The organism is Psychrobacter sp. CCUG 69069, assembly GCF_021023115.1.
Classification (GTDB): Bacteria; Pseudomonadota; Gammaproteobacteria; order Pseudomonadales; family Moraxellaceae; genus Psychrobacter; species Psychrobacter namhaensis.
The window spans coordinates 30,610-47,783 of the sequence record NZ_QQAI01000007.1 but is presented as its reverse complement, the minus strand read 5'-3'; the positions used below and the strand labels follow the sequence as shown (position 1 = coordinate 47,783).

At 46.8% G+C, this 17,174-nt stretch carries 11 protein-coding genes; all 11 read left to right on the top strand.

Features of this window, described 5'->3' with window-relative positions; translation table 11 throughout:
- The first annotated feature begins 98 nt into the window (after positions 1 to 98).
- The 11 genes from DVY93_RS06475 to DVY93_RS06425 all read left to right on the top strand — a co-directional run bounded on the left by DVY93_RS06475 (position 99) and on the right by DVY93_RS06425 (position 16,988).
- Positions 99 to 1,154 carry a pilus assembly protein PilM gene (locus DVY93_RS06475; protein ID WP_230709847.1) on the top strand — a complete coding sequence of 352 codons (1,056 nt, stop codon included), beginning with the start codon at positions 99 to 101 and terminating at the stop codon, positions 1,152 to 1,154.
- The gene (locus tag DVY93_RS06470; protein WP_230709845.1) at positions 1,154 to 1,801 is read left to right on the top strand and encodes a PilN domain-containing protein; all 648 of its coding nucleotides are present in this window, start codon (positions 1,154 to 1,156) and stop codon (positions 1,799 to 1,801) included. Before DVY93_RS06475 ends, DVY93_RS06470 begins: the two co-directional genes overlap by 1 nt.
- Positions 1,798 to 2,514: a type 4a pilus biogenesis protein PilO gene (locus DVY93_RS06465; RefSeq protein ID WP_193006708.1), complete on the top strand. Its 717-nt coding sequence runs from the start codon at positions 1,798 to 1,800 to the stop codon at positions 2,512 to 2,514. The genes DVY93_RS06470 and DVY93_RS06465 overlap by 4 nt, the downstream gene beginning before the upstream one ends.
- Positions 2,514 to 3,047, top strand: coding sequence for a pilus assembly protein PilP (locus DVY93_RS06460; protein WP_193006709.1), 534 nt, complete (start codon positions 2,514 to 2,516; stop codon positions 3,045 to 3,047). Before DVY93_RS06465 ends, DVY93_RS06460 begins: the two co-directional genes overlap by 1 nt.
- 27 nt (positions 3,048 to 3,074) lie before the next feature.
- Positions 3,075 to 5,432: a type IV pilus secretin PilQ gene (locus DVY93_RS06455; RefSeq protein ID WP_230709843.1), complete on the top strand. Its 2,358-nt coding sequence runs from the start codon at positions 3,075 to 3,077 to the stop codon at positions 5,430 to 5,432.
- Between the two features lie 154 nt (positions 5,433 to 5,586).
- Positions 5,587 to 6,141, top strand: a complete 555-nt coding sequence (gene aroK, locus DVY93_RS06450; RefSeq protein WP_193006711.1) for a shikimate kinase AroK — start codon at positions 5,587 to 5,589, stop codon at positions 6,139 to 6,141.
- Positions 6,142 to 6,216: 75 nt separating this feature from the next.
- A complete protein-coding gene (gene aroB / locus DVY93_RS06445; protein WP_230709842.1) occupies positions 6,217 to 7,326 on the top strand; it encodes a 3-dehydroquinate synthase in 1,110 nt (369 codons plus the stop codon).
- 129 nt (positions 7,327 to 7,455) lie between these two features.
- Complete coding sequence (locus DVY93_RS06440) at positions 7,456 to 8,565, top strand: hypothetical protein (RefSeq protein ID WP_230709840.1); 1,110 nt, start codon at positions 7,456 to 7,458, stop codon at positions 8,563 to 8,565.
- A gap of 904 nt (positions 8,566 to 9,469) precedes the next feature.
- The gene (gltB, locus tag DVY93_RS06435) at positions 9,470 to 13,939 is read left to right on the top strand and encodes a glutamate synthase large subunit (protein ID WP_230709838.1); all 4,470 of its coding nucleotides are present in this window, start codon (positions 9,470 to 9,472) and stop codon (positions 13,937 to 13,939) included.
- A 187-nt stretch (positions 13,940 to 14,126) separates the two neighbouring features.
- Positions 14,127 to 15,548, top strand: coding sequence for an FAD-dependent oxidoreductase (locus DVY93_RS06430; RefSeq protein WP_193006715.1), 1,422 nt, complete (start codon positions 14,127 to 14,129; stop codon positions 15,546 to 15,548).
- 240 nt (positions 15,549 to 15,788) lie between these two features.
- Positions 15,789 to 16,988: an FUSC family protein gene (locus DVY93_RS06425; protein WP_198334024.1), complete on the top strand. Its 1,200-nt coding sequence runs from the start codon at positions 15,789 to 15,791 to the stop codon at positions 16,986 to 16,988.
- The last annotated feature ends 186 nt before the right edge of the window (positions 16,989 to 17,174 follow it).

Genomic DNA, 17,174 nt, shown 5'->3' with positions numbered 1-17,174 from the left:
CCAATTTAAACGCTTGAATCTATCTATTAAGTAAAGTATTGTGTTCAATTATTACAAATAACTATCAAAGTGTACACTTAATATAAGGTATAGAGCTTGTGAGGCTATTTACTTCCAAAAGTCAACATTTGATTGGCGTGGATATTTGTGCCACCTCAGTAAAGTTGGTTGATATACAGCGCCAACAGGGCATGTTTCACTTAAAATCTTATGGTATAGAAGGACTTCCGGAAGGAGTGGTCGTCGATAAGCTTTTAGTAGACACTGAAGCGGTTGGCAATGTGATTGCGACTTTGGCTAGGCGCTGTCAGGCGACGGGTAGTCAGGCCGCCACGGCAGTGTCAGGATCCGCAGTAATTACTAAGATTATTGATATGGACGCGGCGTTAAGCGATGTTGAGCGTGAAGCCCAAATACGTTTGGATGCCGATCAATACGTGCCTTATCCTTTAGAAGACGTGAATTTGGATTTTGAGGTGTTAGGTCCGTCTTTGTTAAGTGATGAGATGGTACAAGTATTACTTGCGGCCTCGCGCTCAGAAAATGTCGATCAACGTGTCGATGCTTTAACCTTCGGTGGTATGCAAACCAAAGTGATGGATATTGAATCCCATGCGATTGAGCGTGCGTTTGGACTGATGGTTGATAACTTACCAAATAATCCAGAATTGGTGGCCTTGGTAGATATCGGCCATAATCAAACGACTTTGTATGTTGCTAAGAATGGCGAGTTTATCTATAGTCGCGAGCAATTATTTGGTGGCGTACAATTGACAGAGGCGATTCAAAACCGTTATGGGCTCACGGCTGAAGAGGCAGATATCAGTAAGCGTGAGCGCACCTTACCTGATGATTACTATATTGATGTACTAACCCCATTTATCGAAAATACCATTCAACAAATCACTCGTTCACTACAGTTTTATTTCTCCTCAAGCCAGTACAGTAGTATCGATCATGTGGTACTGGCTGGTGGCAGTAGCTCTATCGCTGGTCTGGCAGGCATGGCACAACAAAAACTTGGTGTGACGGTCAGTATCGCCAATCCGTTTGTCAATATGACCATTGCGCCAGATATCGACAATGAACAACTGGCTATTGAGGCACCAAGCTTGATGGCGGCGTGCGGTCTTGCGTTAAGGAGCTTTGACTAATGGCTCGTATTAACCTTTTACCTTGGCGACAAGAAGAGCGCGAACGTCGCAACAAAGAATTTATAACATTAGTGGTCGCGGTGACTTTGCTCACTCTGTTGGTCGCCTTTGCTTCGTGGAGCTACTTTAACAATGAGCTTGATGAGCAGCTCGATGCCAACGCATTGATCGAACAAGAAAATGCTCGTTTAGACACAGCGCTCACTGAGATTGATAGTCTGGAGCAGCGCCGTGAAGACATTATCTCACGTATGCAGGTGATCCAAGACTTGCAGGGTCGACGCCCTGTACCAGTACGTCTGTGGGATGATCTTGCTAAAGCCATTCCCCCAGCATTGTACCTCAATAACCTCAAACGTGAAGGCGATACGCTCACTTTGACGGGTCTGGCAGACAACCCAAATGTAGTCTCAAGCTTGATTCGCAATCTTGATAACAGTAAGTGGATGGGCAACTCTGCGGTGAGTAACATTCAACAAAATATCAGTGCGTATGAAACAGCACCAGCGCTTAATAATACGGTTACTGCTGGCGAGGCGCCGCGCCCTGTTTATCCTGAAGACAGTTATGTACAGTTTGTGGTAACGACGAAAGTGCAGTCAGAGACAGCCACATCTGCTGATGCTGAGCTGGGAGGTGAGCTATGAAGCTTAGCCGCAAAAAAAGCCTGATCAAAACCAGAAAAACGGCGGTGACACCAAAGAAGCAGTTTGATCTAAATGAGTTTCGGCGCAGTTTTGAGTCTTTAGATTCCGAAAACTATGGCAGCTGGCCACTCCCAGTAAAAATAACCGTTATTGGGCTTATCATTGTCTTTATAGCGGCACTAGCGTGGGCGCTACCGATTAGCAGCAAGATTGATGAGATCAGCGCTGCCGAAAGTCAGCAGCAGACCTTGCTTGAGAGCTACCGTGAAAAAGAGTCACGCGCGCGCCACTTAAAAGCGTATCAAGCACAAGTTATCCAAATGGAGACGGAATTCAACACCTTACTCGATCAGCTACCAAAAGATACCCGTGTGTCAGAGTTGGTAGAAGGGATCAATATGACAGGGGTGGGCAGTAACATCCGTTTTCAAGACATTTCCGTCGAACCTGAGATTGAGAACGAGTTCTTTATTGAGCAGCCTATTCGCATTGCAGCTTTAGGTGAATATCATCAATTTGGCAGCTTTATCAGTGGTCTTGCGGCCCTGCCACGAATTATTACCATGCACGACTTTGAGGTGAGTAATCCGCAGCCAACACTGGACGTCTTACCAGAGCTTAATCTGGTGCTACAAACCAAAACGTATCGCTCAAAAGAAGCGGCGCCTGAGGATGAAACTGGCGCTGCGACTGATAATGCAGGAGGCAACTAATGAGTAGCCAAAAATTGCCCATCCTACTGGTGTTAAGCGTTACTGTGTTATCAATGACGGGTTGTACTGACCGTATTGCCATGGCAGAGCAAGCAATGACTGACATACGCAATCAGCCTGCACAGCCTATTGAGCCGCCGCCCAAGGCGGAGCTGGTAGAAGACTTCGTTTACAGTGCTAGTGCGCAGCGTAGTCCATTTTTGCCACCAAGTTTGGTCAATGTAGAAGGCCCGACCACCTCAATTGACGGTGTGCGCCCTGATATTACTAGGGTAAAAGAACCGCTTGAGCAGTATGAGCTATCGCAACTGGTTTTTCGTGGTGTGGTGGTATCCCCCGAGGGACAGCGCTATGCGCTGATACAACGTCCTGATGGCTCGGTTGCTAGTGTTAAAGTAGGTGATTATCTTGGATTAAATGACGGCCGTATTGTTGAAATCACGCCGACCCAGATTAATTTGATTGAAATTGTGCCAGACAGCCGCGCAGGGTTCATTGAAAAACCCCAGTCGCTGGTATCCCCCATAAGCTAAGTCGGCAGATTTTTTGAGGAATAAGTAATGACAGTACGCAATAACAAGGTAATGATGATGAGCAACCGCGTGTCCTCTGCTTTTGCCATTTCAGCATTGGCAATCAGCATGGTAGCAGTGAGTAACAGTGCCCATGCTGTACAGCGTATTAACAACGTCACTGTGGTACAAACAGCGCCTGCGGTGACGCAACTGCGTTTGGGCTTTGCAGGCTTACCAGTATTACCGGCGGCTTATCAGCTGGATGATCCTAGCCGTTTGGTGCTAGATTTCGAACAAGTGCAAAACGGGTTGGCCAGTCGTTTCAATGAGTATAATGTTGGCGTGGTCAATGATGTTACGACGTTAAGTAGTGACAGTACCACGCGTCTTATCATTGGCCTCAAGCAGTCAGGCAATTATACGACAGCGATTGAGGGCAATGATTTGTTGCTGACCATTACGGATCCCAATCGTCCAGTCGTGACCAGTGACCCTATTCAAGACGTGCTCAACGACAGTGATGACCTGACGACCACAGCTGTTGTCACACCAATCGTTGAGACCAGTGTGGCGCCTGTGGCTGCCGTCCGCACCACCAGTCGGGCAGTAGAAAAAAAGACCGTACCAGCCGATACGATGGTGGTTAGAGTCAATCCTCTACTCAATCCGCAGCTTGCCGCGTCACAAGTGAGTAAGCAGTACAGTTATGACGGTCTAAGCGCGGTCAATTTTGCGGCCGGGAATAATGGTGGTGGCAATGTCAGTATCGCCCTTGCCAACGAAGCCATTCCTGTGGATGTACAACGTCAAGGTAATAAGCTGGTTGTACGTTTGATAGGCAGTACGGTTCCAAGAAATTTACTACGTCGATTAAACATTAATAGTGGTCTTGTTAGTAGTATTGATACCAAGAACCAAGGCCAAAACGGTGTCATCACTATCAATATGGTCGATGATTACGAGTATCAAGCTTACCAATCGGGCAATCAGTTAAACATCAGTATCAATAAGCCTGAACTGCTACGCGAGCCGACGCTTGAAGAAAAAGTGTATAGCGGTGAGCGACTGTCTATGGAGTTCCAAGACGTTGAGATTCGTAGCGTTTTAGATATCTTAGCGCAGTTTACCGAGATGAATATTGTTGCTAGTGATTCGGTGTCTGGTAATATCACTTTGCGCCTGATCAATGTCCCATGGGATCAAGCACTTGACATTATTTTGAAAAGTAAAAACCTAGGGAAACGTGAAAATGGGAATGTCATCTTGGTGGCGCCCGCGACTGAGCTTGCTGAACAAGAAGCACGTGAGCTTGAGGCACAGCAAGCAGTTGAGTCTTTTGCCCCCCTACGCACTGAGTACATTCGCTTAAGTTATGCAAAAGCCCAAGATGTACTGACTCTTATTTCTCAAGGTAGTGGCGCGTCTAGCGGTGGTAATAGTGGTATTGCCAATCGCGTTGACGACAATAATACGCTGTTATCCAATCGTGGAACGGTCACGGTCGATGAGCGCACCAATACGTTAATCATTAAAGATGTGGCTAAAAGTATTGAGAATATCCACAAATTAATCAGTAAAATCGACATTCCAGTCCGTCAGGTAATGATTGAAGCACGTATTGTTAGTGCCACTGATAGTTTTAGTAAAGAGATTGGGGTGCGTTGGGGTATCTTGTCAAATGGTGCGGCCAATAATCGTAATCTATTGGTTGGTGGTAGTAATCAAACATTGGCGGATCTAAAAGACTTTGACATAGAAACGACAACGGTCAATGGCCAAACGGTTTCTTACCCTTCTTATGATATTACCCGTCCTGACAATCTAAACGTGGATTTAGGGGTGGCCAACCCAGCGGGTAGTATCGCTTTTGGTTTGCTCAGTATGTCTGATGTGATGCTCGATCTTGAGCTGTCAGCATTGCAAGCCGACAACCGCGGTGAAGTGATCTCTACGCCAAAGATTTTGACCGCAGATAAGCAAACAGCGAAAGTGTCTTCTGGTACCCAGATTCCTTACCAAGAGGCATCCGCCAGTGGCGCCACGACGACCAGTTTTAAAGAGGCGGCACTCAGCCTAGAAGCCACACCAAACATCACGCCTGATGGTAAGATTGGTTTGCAACTGGTCATTACAAACGGCACACCAACTATTATTAACAATCAGGTCGCCATCGCTGAGGACTCTATTTCAACCAACGTTATTGTTGAAGACGGTCAAACGGTTGTACTGGGCGGTGTCTTTAAAAACCGTACCAATAACGGCGTCGATAAGGTGCCTTTTTTAGGAGATTTGCCGTATATTGGTCGTGCGTTCCGTCGTGATGTGCGCAGTAACAATAAAGAAGAGCTGTTGATATTTGTCACACCAAAATTAATCAACGATGGTATCAGTCGCTTGGATTAAGCCGTCTTTGATTGTTTTTTGTCCAAAAAAGCAAGCCGAAACGCTTGCTTTTTTTATGTATAAATTTTTAAAGTTTGCGAACAATAATCACAGCGCATTACTAGCCAGAATATCAATGACGTTGTATCATACCTAATTTAGCTGAGTGAGTGTTATGGTGGAGGAATTACCGTCGGTGTTTTTAGTAGGACCGATGGGAGCAGGGAAGACGACGATCGGCAAATTGCTTGCCAAGCAGTTAGGACGCACCTTCGTAGACAGCGATTGGTATATTGAGTCACAAACAGGTGCCGATATTGCTTGGATATTCGCTAAAGAAGGTGAGGCTGGGTTTCGGGAGCGTGAGACGCGAGCCATTGATGAGCTCACTCAGAAACCCCACATTGTCTTAGCCACCGGTGGCGGCGCCGTGATGAGTGCTGAAAACCGCGCGTTTTTAAATCAACGCGGCATTGTGGTTTATTTGAATGCACCAGTCGATGTGCAAATGGCTCGTACGGCCAAAGACAAATCACGACCATTGTTACAGCAGCCTAATCCCAGACAAATACTGCAAGACCTGTATAGCACACGCGATCCATTATATCGTCAAGTTGCGCATATCATAATGCCAACTGGGCACACGTACCCGCGGCATATGGTCAACCAACTCTTACAGCAGCTAGCGTCCTTTAATATCTCTAGCGCAGTAGGCTCTAAAAAAGAGTGATAAGAGGCAAAGATAAACCGAGTTATTAATTACAGTCAGCTACTTTTATCTCATTAAAATGCTTAGGGAGTGCTCATGGCCAAGCCACTGTTTCATGATGGATTAACCGTTCATACGCAAAGTCATGACTATCCAATTGTCATTACTGAAAAAACGGCGACAGAAAATAACAGCATGGCAAAGCAAGTCGCACCCTATATCAGCGGTCGCCAAGTGTTGATTGTCACCAATGACACCGTTGCGGCTTTATACTTAAATGCTTTAACAGAAGAGCTGGCAGAGCAATTTACCGTCAAGGTTTGCGTCCTCCCTGATGGTGAGCAATATAAGAACCAGACCAGTATCAACCAAATCTACGATGCCTTGATGGCGGCGCATTTCAATCGTGATGTCACACTGATTGCGTTGGGTGGCGGCGTGGTTGGGGACATGACAGGTTTTGCGGCGGCCAGTTTTATGCGGGGGGTGAGTTTTATCCAGATTCCAACCACGCTACTGTCGCAAGTGGATTCGAGCGTTGGTGGCAAGACGGGCATCAATCATGCGCAAGGCAAAAACATGATTGGCGCTTTTTGGCAGCCGCAAATGGTGCTTGCGGACATGAGCACGCTCAAAACACTGCCCGCGCGTGAGCTGTCGGCAGGACTTGCTGAAGTTATTAAATACGCGCTTATCATGGACGAAGCATTTTTGACGTGGCTTGAAAACAATTTGCCTGCGATGATGGCATTGGATTTGGCCATACTTGGCGATGCAGTAAAGCGCTGCTGTCAGTATAAGGCCGATATCGTCGCACAGGACGAGAGAGAGTCAGGCGTGCGGGCGTTGTTAAACTTTGGGCATACTTTTGGGCATGTGATTGAGACGCACCAAGGCTACGGTAACTGGCTGCATGGTGAAGCAGTCGCTGCTGGGATGGTACAAGCCGCCGAACTGTCGCAAAAAATGGGCTGGTTAACGGCCGAGGAAGTTGCCCGAGTTAAACGTGTGTTAACCTTGGCCAATTTGCCTATCACACCGCCGTCTATCGAGGTGCAAACTGCTTTAGATTTGATGGGTCATGATAAAAAAGTGAAACACGGACAAATCCGCCTTATTTTGTTAAAATCACTAGGTAAGGCCGTATTGACCAATGATTTTGATGCCAAACTACTAACTGACGTATTGTCACCACCGAGAGCATAACGCCTCAACATTTCATGGCTCCTCATTGCTCACTGACTATAAACATACCTATTATACTGGTTAGCCGTCATTTTACTCAAACACGCATTGACGTGTGCGGTTGAACATATTCTCACCAAGGACATTTCCATGGCAGCCTCAAGATCGACGACTCGTACCGCTCGCCAATCATATCGCCGGCAAGCACTGATTTGGCTGATAATGACCTTGCTGTTGGGGGTAGTGACGGCGCTAGTCTGGATGCTTAGTCAAACGCCAGCGCTGGGTGCCAAGATCGAAAATGCCCCGATATCAGCACCGGAGACATTAAGTAATGAGCTTGAACAGCCCTTAAAAATTGAGTCGCTACATGAGCTTGATACCGATGTGCAGCCCATCAGTTTTGATGCGACGGTTCGTGACTTGCGCAACTATCCTGATGAGTTTAAAGACAAGCGTTATTTGCTGGCCAATAAAGGCAAATGGACGGTGCAGGTGATGAATGTCACTGAAAACGAGGTGATTGTCAGTTACCTAGAAGGCCGCGAGGACCGTGATAAATTTGCTTACTTCCGATATCTCGATGATGCAAATCAAGTACGTTATATGCTGACTTATGGGATCATGAGCAGTCCACAAGAGGCTGTCGGCGCCGCAAAACTCATAGACTTTAAGTTGCCTGATAACGTGCGGGTGTTACCAGAAGAGGTCAATCGCTATGTCAGTATTATCGATAACTATGAACGCCCTGATCCAGTAAAAGACTTAAGCACAAAACGCACACGTTCCGTGAATTTGAACCCAGCTAAACGCGAAGTCCCCGTGCGTCAGCAAACGCAAAATGCTAGCAGCGGTGATAGTAACCAAGCAGCAAGCAACAATGAAAATCGTAGTAGCCAAGACGCCGAAAATGACAATAATGAGGAAAGTATTCGCCAGTCAGCTGATACTTCTGCTACTTTATTCGTGAGTGAAGAGCGTATCGTCGGTTATGAAGGACAAGCGCCAGCTGATAAGACGTCTAAAGACAAAGACAGTGTGAAAAAACCTGCGCAGGACACCAAAAAACCAGCGGCATCCGCGACTGATAGTAACAGCACGAAAAAACCCCCAGTAGTGCCAACGCCTAAGCCGCCAAGTAATACGAATAATACAAATTCTGTCAGCAAAAGTGATAACACCAACGCCTCTAAAGCGAATAGCTCTCCTAAGACGAGTAGCGATAGCATAAAAACCCTGATAGAAGATAAAAGTAACTAGTGGCTAGCTAGTAGTTCACAGCAGTGACAACGTCGCGATGATGATAAAAGATAAAACCCACTAACAAAAACAGTTGGTGGGTTTTTTTATGCGAGTTTATTAATGGGTGATCAACGCTATAATAAGTGTGCAGGGATAACACAGCTACCTGAGTTAGGGTAACCAAGCCTTGCAATTATTACTTTACGTTAGAGAGTAACTACGATTTTGAGTCATCCTATAACCAATAGTAATAAGTTCTCTTACAAAATATGGTCGATGAATCGAGAGAAAAGACTAGATTTTTTGCCCATCATTAACTAATATAACTGTGGGCGACGTTCTGTATAGTTATCGTAAAAAACTATTTATCTAACAATCATTTAGTAAGACGCTCTTATTCATAAGATATGTTACTAAAATTTGTTGTCTCAAGCGCAGCTGCTTGTCATGCATAGCGAAGCTACTGCAAGTGGCGCAACCTCTCTTATTGTCACTCTTTTTAGGGTTAATAAAGCGCTTGAATACAGAGCGTCAGATATTCAAAATTAATCAAATGTACTGTTGTTCGATGCCCAGCCAATCAGCTTGAAACGCTAGGCATAACACAATGACAAGCGACACTCATAATAACGACGTTACGTTATTGATGATTAAGTAACTGGCATATAGGGACGTGTTTCGCCCCATTGCCACGGGCTACTACTTACTATCTGTTAATACACTAATTACCTGTTAAGACATCATCTACTGACTAGGAGGGTCAAGGATTTTACCTTACTCTCAAAGCATGATGGCTATGAGCGTCACACCATTTATTAATTCGGATATACGAATATTAATTACCAGCCCGTTCTGCCTACGGGTGTCAGCTTATGTGCCGCATTGGTTACCTAAGTTACCCGTTTACTTAAAAGGACCAGCTATGTCAATGATTTCCTCGCAAACCCACCTGGCCACGCCAGATGACTTTTCTGATAATTGCGGTTTTGGTTTGATTGCTCACATTGAGGGTGAGGCCAGCCATGATTTGGTAAAAACTGCTATTCATAGCCTCAGTTGTATGACTCACCGCGGCGGTGTTGCGGCTGACGGTAGAACTGGTGACGGTTGTGGTTTATTACTGGCAACGCCTACTGAGTTTTTTAAAAAAATCGCAGCTGAGCAGCAGTTCACACTTACCGAGAATTTTGCAGTGGGTATGGTGTTCGTCAATTTAGACGAGGCTAAGGCCAAGCATAGCCAGCAAGTACTAAGCGAGGAGATCGAGGCACAAGGACTAGAGGTTGCAGGTTGGCGCGATGTGCCGCTTGATTTAAGTATTGTTGGTGAGATTGGTCGTGAGACACTACCAGATTTTAAGCAAGTGTTTGTCAATGCCCCCAATGACAATGAGCTGGCAGCGGACGATTTTAACCGTAAATTGTTTGTCGCCCGTAAAAAAGCGGAGCAACGTTTGGTCGATGATGAGCTGTTTTATGTTTGCTCATTGAGTTGCCAGACGATTATTTATAAAGGTTTGGTGATGCCATCAGACTTGCCAGCGTTCTTTTTAGATCTACAAGATGAGCGTTTGGCGTCGCATATCGTGGTGTTCCATCAACGCTTCTCAACCAATACCTTGCCACGCTGGCCGTTGGCACAACCATTCCGTTATCTTGCCCACAATGGCGAGTTGAATACCATCACAGGTAACCGCAACTGGTCGGAAGCACGTACGCCAAAACTAAAATCAGAAAAATTGCCCAATTTGAATGAGTTGACGCCTTTGGTAAATCGCACGGGTTCTGACTCATCAAGCTTGGATAACATGCTTGAAGTGCTGATGTCAGGCGGTATGAATTTGTTCCATGCGATGTCGATTCTAGTGCCACCCGCTTGGCAGAATGTCGATAGCATGGACATGGACTTGCGCGCGTTTTATGAGTTTTACTCGCAGCATATGGAAGCGTGGGACGGCCCAGCAGGTTTGGTGATTCAAGATGGGCGCTATGCCGTTTGTATGCTCGACCGAAATGGTCTGCGTCCGTCGCGGTGGGTGACCACCAAAAATGGGTATATCACGGTCGCCTCTGAGGTTGGCGTTTGGGATTACTCGCCGACAGACGTATTGGCAAAAGGCCGCGTTGGTCCTGGTCAGATGCTGGTCATTGATACGTTGACCGGTCAAATCTTAGATACTAAGGCAATTGCAACCTTACTTAAAGAAGCCCATCCGTATCGTAAATGGTTACGTGAAGAAGCCACTCGTGTTCGTGATGATGAGCGTTTAGAAGAAACATTGGCGGCACAGTCTTGCCGCGGTGACAAGCTAAAAGCCTTGCAAAAAATGTATCACATCACCAATGAAGAGCGCACTGAAATCATTCGTCCCAATGCCGAAAATGGTCAAGAGCCAGTCGGATCGATGGGGGATGACACGCCGATGGCAGTACTATCGCAGCAAATTCGTCATGTTGGTGACTTTTTCCGCCAGCAGTTTGCACAGGTGACCAATCCACCGATTGACCCACTGCGTGAATCTATTGTGATGTCGCTACAGACGTGCTTAGGTGCTGAAACCAATGTGTTTGCGCCGTCTGCAAGAGATGCCCATCGTATTATTCTATCGTCACCGGTGTTATCAGCCAGCAAGATGCAGCAGCTTGAGACTTTAGAGGATCCTGCGTTCAAGATGGATCGTATCGACTTGAACTATGATCGTACGCTAGAATTGTCTGATGCCATTACTGCCATCTGTGAGCAAGTGGCGAGTAGCATTCGAGCGGGCAATACACTGATTGTGTTGTCTGATAAGGCCATTGATGTAGATAAAGTGCCGGCCAACGCTATTATGGTGACGGGTGCCGTACATCATTACCTCATTGCCCAAGGTATTCGTACCGATGCCAATCTCATCATTGAGACAGGTCTTGCTCGTGATTCGCATCAAGTAGCCGTATTGATTGGCTTTGGTGCGACCTGCGTTTATCCATACTTAGCCTACGATGTCATCGATGACTTGGTCGCAACGGGCGAGCTGCTTGGTGATCCGATTCAAGCACGGGTAAATTTCCGTAAAGGCTTGGATAAAGGCCTGCTAAAAATCTTATCAAAAATGGGCATCTCTACCGTGGTTTCTTATCGCGGTGCCCAGTTGTTTGAAGCCGTTGGCCTCTCAGAAGAAGTCGTCAGCTTGTGCTTTAAAGGCGTGCAAAGTCGTATTAAAGGCGCAACCTTTGCAGATTTGGCAGCGGATCAAGCACAACTGGCTGCTAATGCCTTTAAACGCCGCGCACCACTTGATCAAGGTGGGTTGCTCAAGTTTGTCTTTAACAAAGAGTATCATGCCTTTAATCCAGACGTAATCAACAGCTTACATACGGCGGTACGAACGGGCGATTACGTCAATTATCGTCATTATGCAGATCTGGTCAATAGCCGTCCAGTTGCTACCTTGCGCGACTTATTGCAGTTAAAGACGGACAACAGTATCGATGTCAATGAGGTCGAAGATATCTCCAAAATTTTGACCCGTTTTGACTCTGCTGGCATGTCGCTTGGTGCCCTATCTCCTGAGGCCCATGAAGCCATTGCTATGGCTATGAACACCATTGGCGGACGCTCAAACTCTGGTGAGGGCGGGGAAGATCCGGTGCGTTATGGCACGCTGCGCAACTCAAAAATCAAACAGGTAGCCTCAGGCCGTTTTGGCGTGACTCCTGCGTATCTGCGCTCAGCAGAAGTGATGCAGATTAAAGTGGCGCAAGGTGCTAAACCGGGTGAAGGTGGCCAGCTACCGGGTGGTAAAGTCAATGCCTTGATTGCTCGCTTGCGATACTCTGTACCGGGGGTGACGCTGATTTCTCCACCACCGCATCATGATATTTATTCTATCGAGGATTTGGCGCAGCTGATTTTTGATTTAAAACAAGTCAATCCAGATGCCTTGGTGTCGGTCAAGCTGGTCTCTCGTCCAGGGGTTGGAACAATCGCCACGGGCGTGGCAAAAGCCTACGCTGACCTAATCACCATCTCAGGTTATGATGGTGGTACAGCAGCGTCGCCGCTATCTTCTATTCATCACGCAGGCTCACCGTGGGAGTTGGGGCTTGCTGAGACTCACCAGTCGCTACGTGTTAATGGACTACGTGATAAAGTACGAGTGCAGACCGATGGTGGCCTAAAAACGGGTCTTGATGTCGTAAAAGCCGCTATCCTTGGGGCAGAAAGCTTCGGCTTTGGTACCACACCGATGATTGCGGTTGGTTGTAAATACCTACGTATTTGCCATTTGAATAATTGTCCAACAGGCGTTGCCACTCAGAAAGCCAGATTGCGCGATGAGCACTTTATTGGTGAAGCTGAGATGTTGATTAACTTCTTTAAGTTTGTGGCGACCGAAACACGCGAGTGGCTTGCAGTACTGGGCGTACGTAGTATGGAGGAGCTAGTCGGACGTACTGATTTGCTCGACGTATTAGAAGGGACGACTGACAAGCAGCGCCACCTTGATCTAACCCCATTGCTGTTTAGTCATCCGGCCAGTGCTGGTAAAGCGCAAACATGTCAGGTAGAGCGCAATGAGCCATTTGACAAAGGCTTGCTCGCCGAGCAGATGATTAGCGATATGCTATTGAATATCCGCCAAGGCACAGGCGGTGAGTACAGCTATGATGTGGGTAACTGTGATCGCTCTATCGGCGCTCGTATTTCTGGCGAAATCGCGCAGCTATGGGGTAATCTGGGTATGAGCGATATGCCAATTAAGTTGCGTCTGACAGGCACCGCAGGACAAAGCTTAGGCGTCTGGAATGCGGGCGGCTTGAACATTGAGCTTGAAGGCGATGCCAATGACTATGTCGGTAAAGGCATGGCAGGCGGGGAGATCGTCATTTATCCACCGAAAAACTCAAGCTTTACCGCACAAAACACGGCCATTATCGGTAACACTTGTCTATATGGCGCCACTGGTGGCAAGTTGTATGCCGCTGGTACGGCAGGCGAGCGCTTTGGGGTTCGTAACTCGGGGGCGCACGCGGTCATCGAAGGCACAGGCGACCACTGCTGTGAGTATATGACGGGCGGTATCGTCACGATTCTTGGACGTACAGGTCTCAACTTTGGGGCAGGTATGACCGGTGGTTTCGCTTATGTACTCGATATGGAAGGCGACTTCTTTGATCGCTGTAATCATGAACTGATCGATCTGAATCGTATTTCAAGCGAGCAAACAGAAGAACATCGCATCTATTTGCAACGTGTGATCGAAACTCACATAGATAAAACCGGTAGTGCGTGGGGCCAGACGATACTGGCTGACTTTGAACACTACGTTCGTAAGGTTTATTTGGTGAAACCAAAAGCTGCGAACATTGCAAGCCTTCTTAAAACTACTATGGCAGACCCACAATAGCTGATTGGTCATCGTTGATTGATAGCAGCTTTGAGTAGGTTACCCAATAATAGGTTTTTAGATACGTTGTAACTCACAGGTTTTAAGCAGGTAAGTGACAGCAACAGCCGACATGCCTTGTGTTCATTGAGCATCGCTGGCTGTCACCGCCCACTGTAAAAGAGCCTTATATAAAAGAGATAGCACCATGGCAAAACGCATAGAAAATAGTTTTCAGTTTTTAGATGTACCACGGCTTGAGCCGATCAAAAAAGACATCGCAACGCGCTCAACGGAATTTGTCGAAATTTACACACCGTTTGAGAGTGAAGCAGTGGCGCAGCAGTCGCACCGTTGTCTTGAATGCGGTAATCCTTACTGTGAATGGAAGTGTCCCGTACATAACTACATTCCTAATTGGTTAAAACTGGCCACCGAAGGGCAGATATTTCAAGCGGCTGAATTGTGTCACCGTACCAATACCTTGCCTGAGGTTTGCGGACGCGTCTGTCCACAAGATCGCTTATGTGAAGGGGCTTGTACGTTAAATGATGGCTTTGGGGCCGTCACCATTGGCAATGTAGAAAAATACATCAATGATACTGCCTTTGCTCTCGGCTGGCGTCCGGATATGTCTGATGTGGTTTGGACGGATAAAAAAGTCGCTATCATCGGTGCAGGACCCGCAGGCCTAGGCTGTGCAGATATCTTAGTCAGAAATGGTGTCAAACCAGTCGTTTTTGATAAGCGTCCTGAAATTGGGGGCTTACTTACCTTTGGTATTCCAGAATTTAAAATGGAAAAAGACGTGATGCGCAATCGCCGTGTCATCTTTGAAGGCATGGGTATTGAGTTTCGTCTGGAAACAGAGATTGGTACAGATATTAGTATTGATGAGCTGCTCAGCGATTATGATGCGGTGTTTATGGGTATGGGCACGTACACTTATATGCGCGGTGGGTTTGCTGGTGAAGAGCTCGAAGGCGTTTATGATGCGCTAGATTATCTGATTGCCAATGTCAATCGTTGTAATGATTGGGAAAAGAATCCCGAAGAGTATATCGACTTCAAAGGCAAAAGAGTGGTGGTACTAGGCGGCGGTGATACAGCGATGGACTGTAACCGTACCAGTATTCGTCAAGGTGCTGAGCAAGTGGTCTGTGCCTATCGCCGCGACGAAGAGAACATGCCAGGCTCGCGCCGTGAAGTGGTCAATGCTCGTGAGGAAGGGGTTGAGTTTTTATTCAACCGTCAACCAACTGAAATCATTGGCTTAAACGGTAAAGTCAAAGGCGTAAAAGTCGTGACGACTCAATTGGGCACGCCCGATAACCGAGGTCGTCAACGCCCTGAGCCCATTCCAAATTCAGAAGAAATTATCCCTTGTGATGCGGTGATTATGGCCTTTGGTTTTAGACCAAGTCCGGCGGATTGGTTTGAGGGTCAGCAGGTCGAAATGAGTCTCAATGGTCTTGTACTGGCACTTGAAGATCAGCCTTATAAGTTTCAGACCAAAAACCCGAAGATTTTTGCAGGCGGTGACATGGTACGCGGGTCGGATCTGGTCGTGACAGCGATTTGGGAAGGTCGGCAAGCGGCTGAAGGGATATTGGACTTCTTAGAAGTATAATTTAGCAGTACACTTTAGAAGTGCCATCAAACCTCTCTGCGTTTCATTATTCATAGTTTTATTATTCATAAGTAGGCTTTGAGCTCGAACGTCTTTTGTCTTTTAATAGGCAAAAGGCGTTTTTTTTGACAATTGCTTTGTAAATGAAGGCGCTACTGCTAGCATGTGAATACTTAGCGCCTCATTCCTACCCCTTATCCGACCATCAACTAAAAAGAGTAGCCCGACGTGAAATTAACTATGTGGCAACGATTTACCGCACCGTTTGTTGAGCCTTATGTTCGTTATCAACACGCGGATATCTTGCATGCGACACGGTTGGGTGTGGCTGTGATACTTGCCTTGTTAGTCAATAAGGTCACAAACCTTCCCCATGGGGAGTGGACGACCATTACGGTTTTTATTATTTTGGGACTATTACAATACCAAGGCGCGATCTATACCAAGGCTAAAGAGCGGGTAATGGGCACCTTGTTGGGCATTGGTGCCGCTCTTGGTGTGTTGTGGTTCAGTCAAAACGTGGGTGCATGGTTGTGGGTAGATTATGCGCTCATTGGACTGATCAGTGGCATCATTGGCTATCTGGCGGTCAGGCAACTGGGATACACGGGGCTGCTGACTGGGATCACGATGTTGATGATTGTCTCAGATTTGGGCCATAGTAGTATTGGACAAGATGGGATTTACCGCGCTCTAAATATTTTACTTGGGACGGGGGTCGCCGTGGCAGTGACACTGGTCTTGCCATTAAAGTCGACCCTGATGTGGCGTTTTTTATTGAGTAGTAACCTCGATGCCTGTAGTAGTCTCTATGCTAGCGTGGGCAACCACATTGACACGGCGGACGGGATGACGCAAGATTTGGCTCAACCGCCGAACCCAGTGGCGTTTTCAGTCGATGGAGTACCGGTTAACAAGACGTTAGTCACAGCGCTACAACAGATCAATAAACGCTTGCTGGCCGTGCGTCCACATATCGCTGCGACAGCCAGTGAGTCAGGGATTAAAAAAGAGACATTGGAGACAATCCAGCGTACTCACCGGAATATTATCGGAACGATTGACTTGCTATTGAGTGCAGCGCCGCGCTTGGCCAATATCGACATCGATGATGAAAATCACACTTTATTGATACATTATCAGCATGAGCTGACCCAAGCCATGCAGCATATGGCAGCAGTACTGCGTAGTCCAAGCGATGAGATGTTTCGCCCCATTACTCGTATTGCCGTCTCAGAGTATCCAAGCGTACAGCACTTGGCGTTTGAGTGGCAGGGATATTTTTGGTTGACGCAAACCTTGCAAACCCAATTACAGCAGTTGAGTGACTTACTGCAAACCACCAAACCGCACTGGTATGCAGCGTCTGGCCTGAGCTATCAGCGTCGTGAGCAGCGCCGGATAAAACAGCAAGGCGGCGAGACTGACTTACATTTATAATATACAGTCGATTCTATTTAAAACCGATACAGAGTGAATGGGATAAATTTTTTGTAGCCTCTGTCACGCCTGCGAACAGCAAGCAAGAAAAATGTATCTCATTAGCACGATGATATTAACGTATCGATTTTATTTTCAACTGATTATAGTGGAACTTAAATAAAAAAACGCTGACCCTTTAACGTC

Coding starts and splice junctions, on each gene's coding strand:
- aroB (WP_230709842.1), top strand. CDS start 6,217: ATGGCCAAGCCACTGTTTCATGATGGATTAACCGTTCATACGCAAAGT.
- DVY93_RS06470 (WP_230709845.1), top strand. CDS start 1,154: ATGGCTCGTATTAACCTTTTACCTTGGCGACAAGAAGAGCGCGAACGT.
- DVY93_RS06460 (WP_193006709.1), top strand. CDS start 2,514: ATGAGTAGCCAAAAATTGCCCATCCTACTGGTGTTAAGCGTTACTGTG.
- DVY93_RS06440 (WP_230709840.1), top strand. CDS start 7,456: ATGGCAGCCTCAAGATCGACGACTCGTACCGCTCGCCAATCATATCGC.
- DVY93_RS06430 (WP_193006715.1), top strand. CDS start 14,127: ATGGCAAAACGCATAGAAAATAGTTTTCAGTTTTTAGATGTACCACGG.
- aroK (WP_193006711.1), top strand. CDS start 5,587: ATGGTGGAGGAATTACCGTCGGTGTTTTTAGTAGGACCGATGGGAGCA.
- DVY93_RS06455 (WP_230709843.1), top strand. CDS start 3,075: ATGACAGTACGCAATAACAAGGTAATGATGATGAGCAACCGCGTGTCC.
- gltB (WP_230709838.1), top strand. CDS start 9,470: ATGTCAATGATTTCCTCGCAAACCCACCTGGCCACGCCAGATGACTTT.
- DVY93_RS06465 (WP_193006708.1), top strand. CDS start 1,798: ATGAAGCTTAGCCGCAAAAAAAGCCTGATCAAAACCAGAAAAACGGCG.
- DVY93_RS06425 (WP_198334024.1), top strand. CDS start 15,789: ATGTGGCAACGATTTACCGCACCGTTTGTTGAGCCTTATGTTCGTTAT.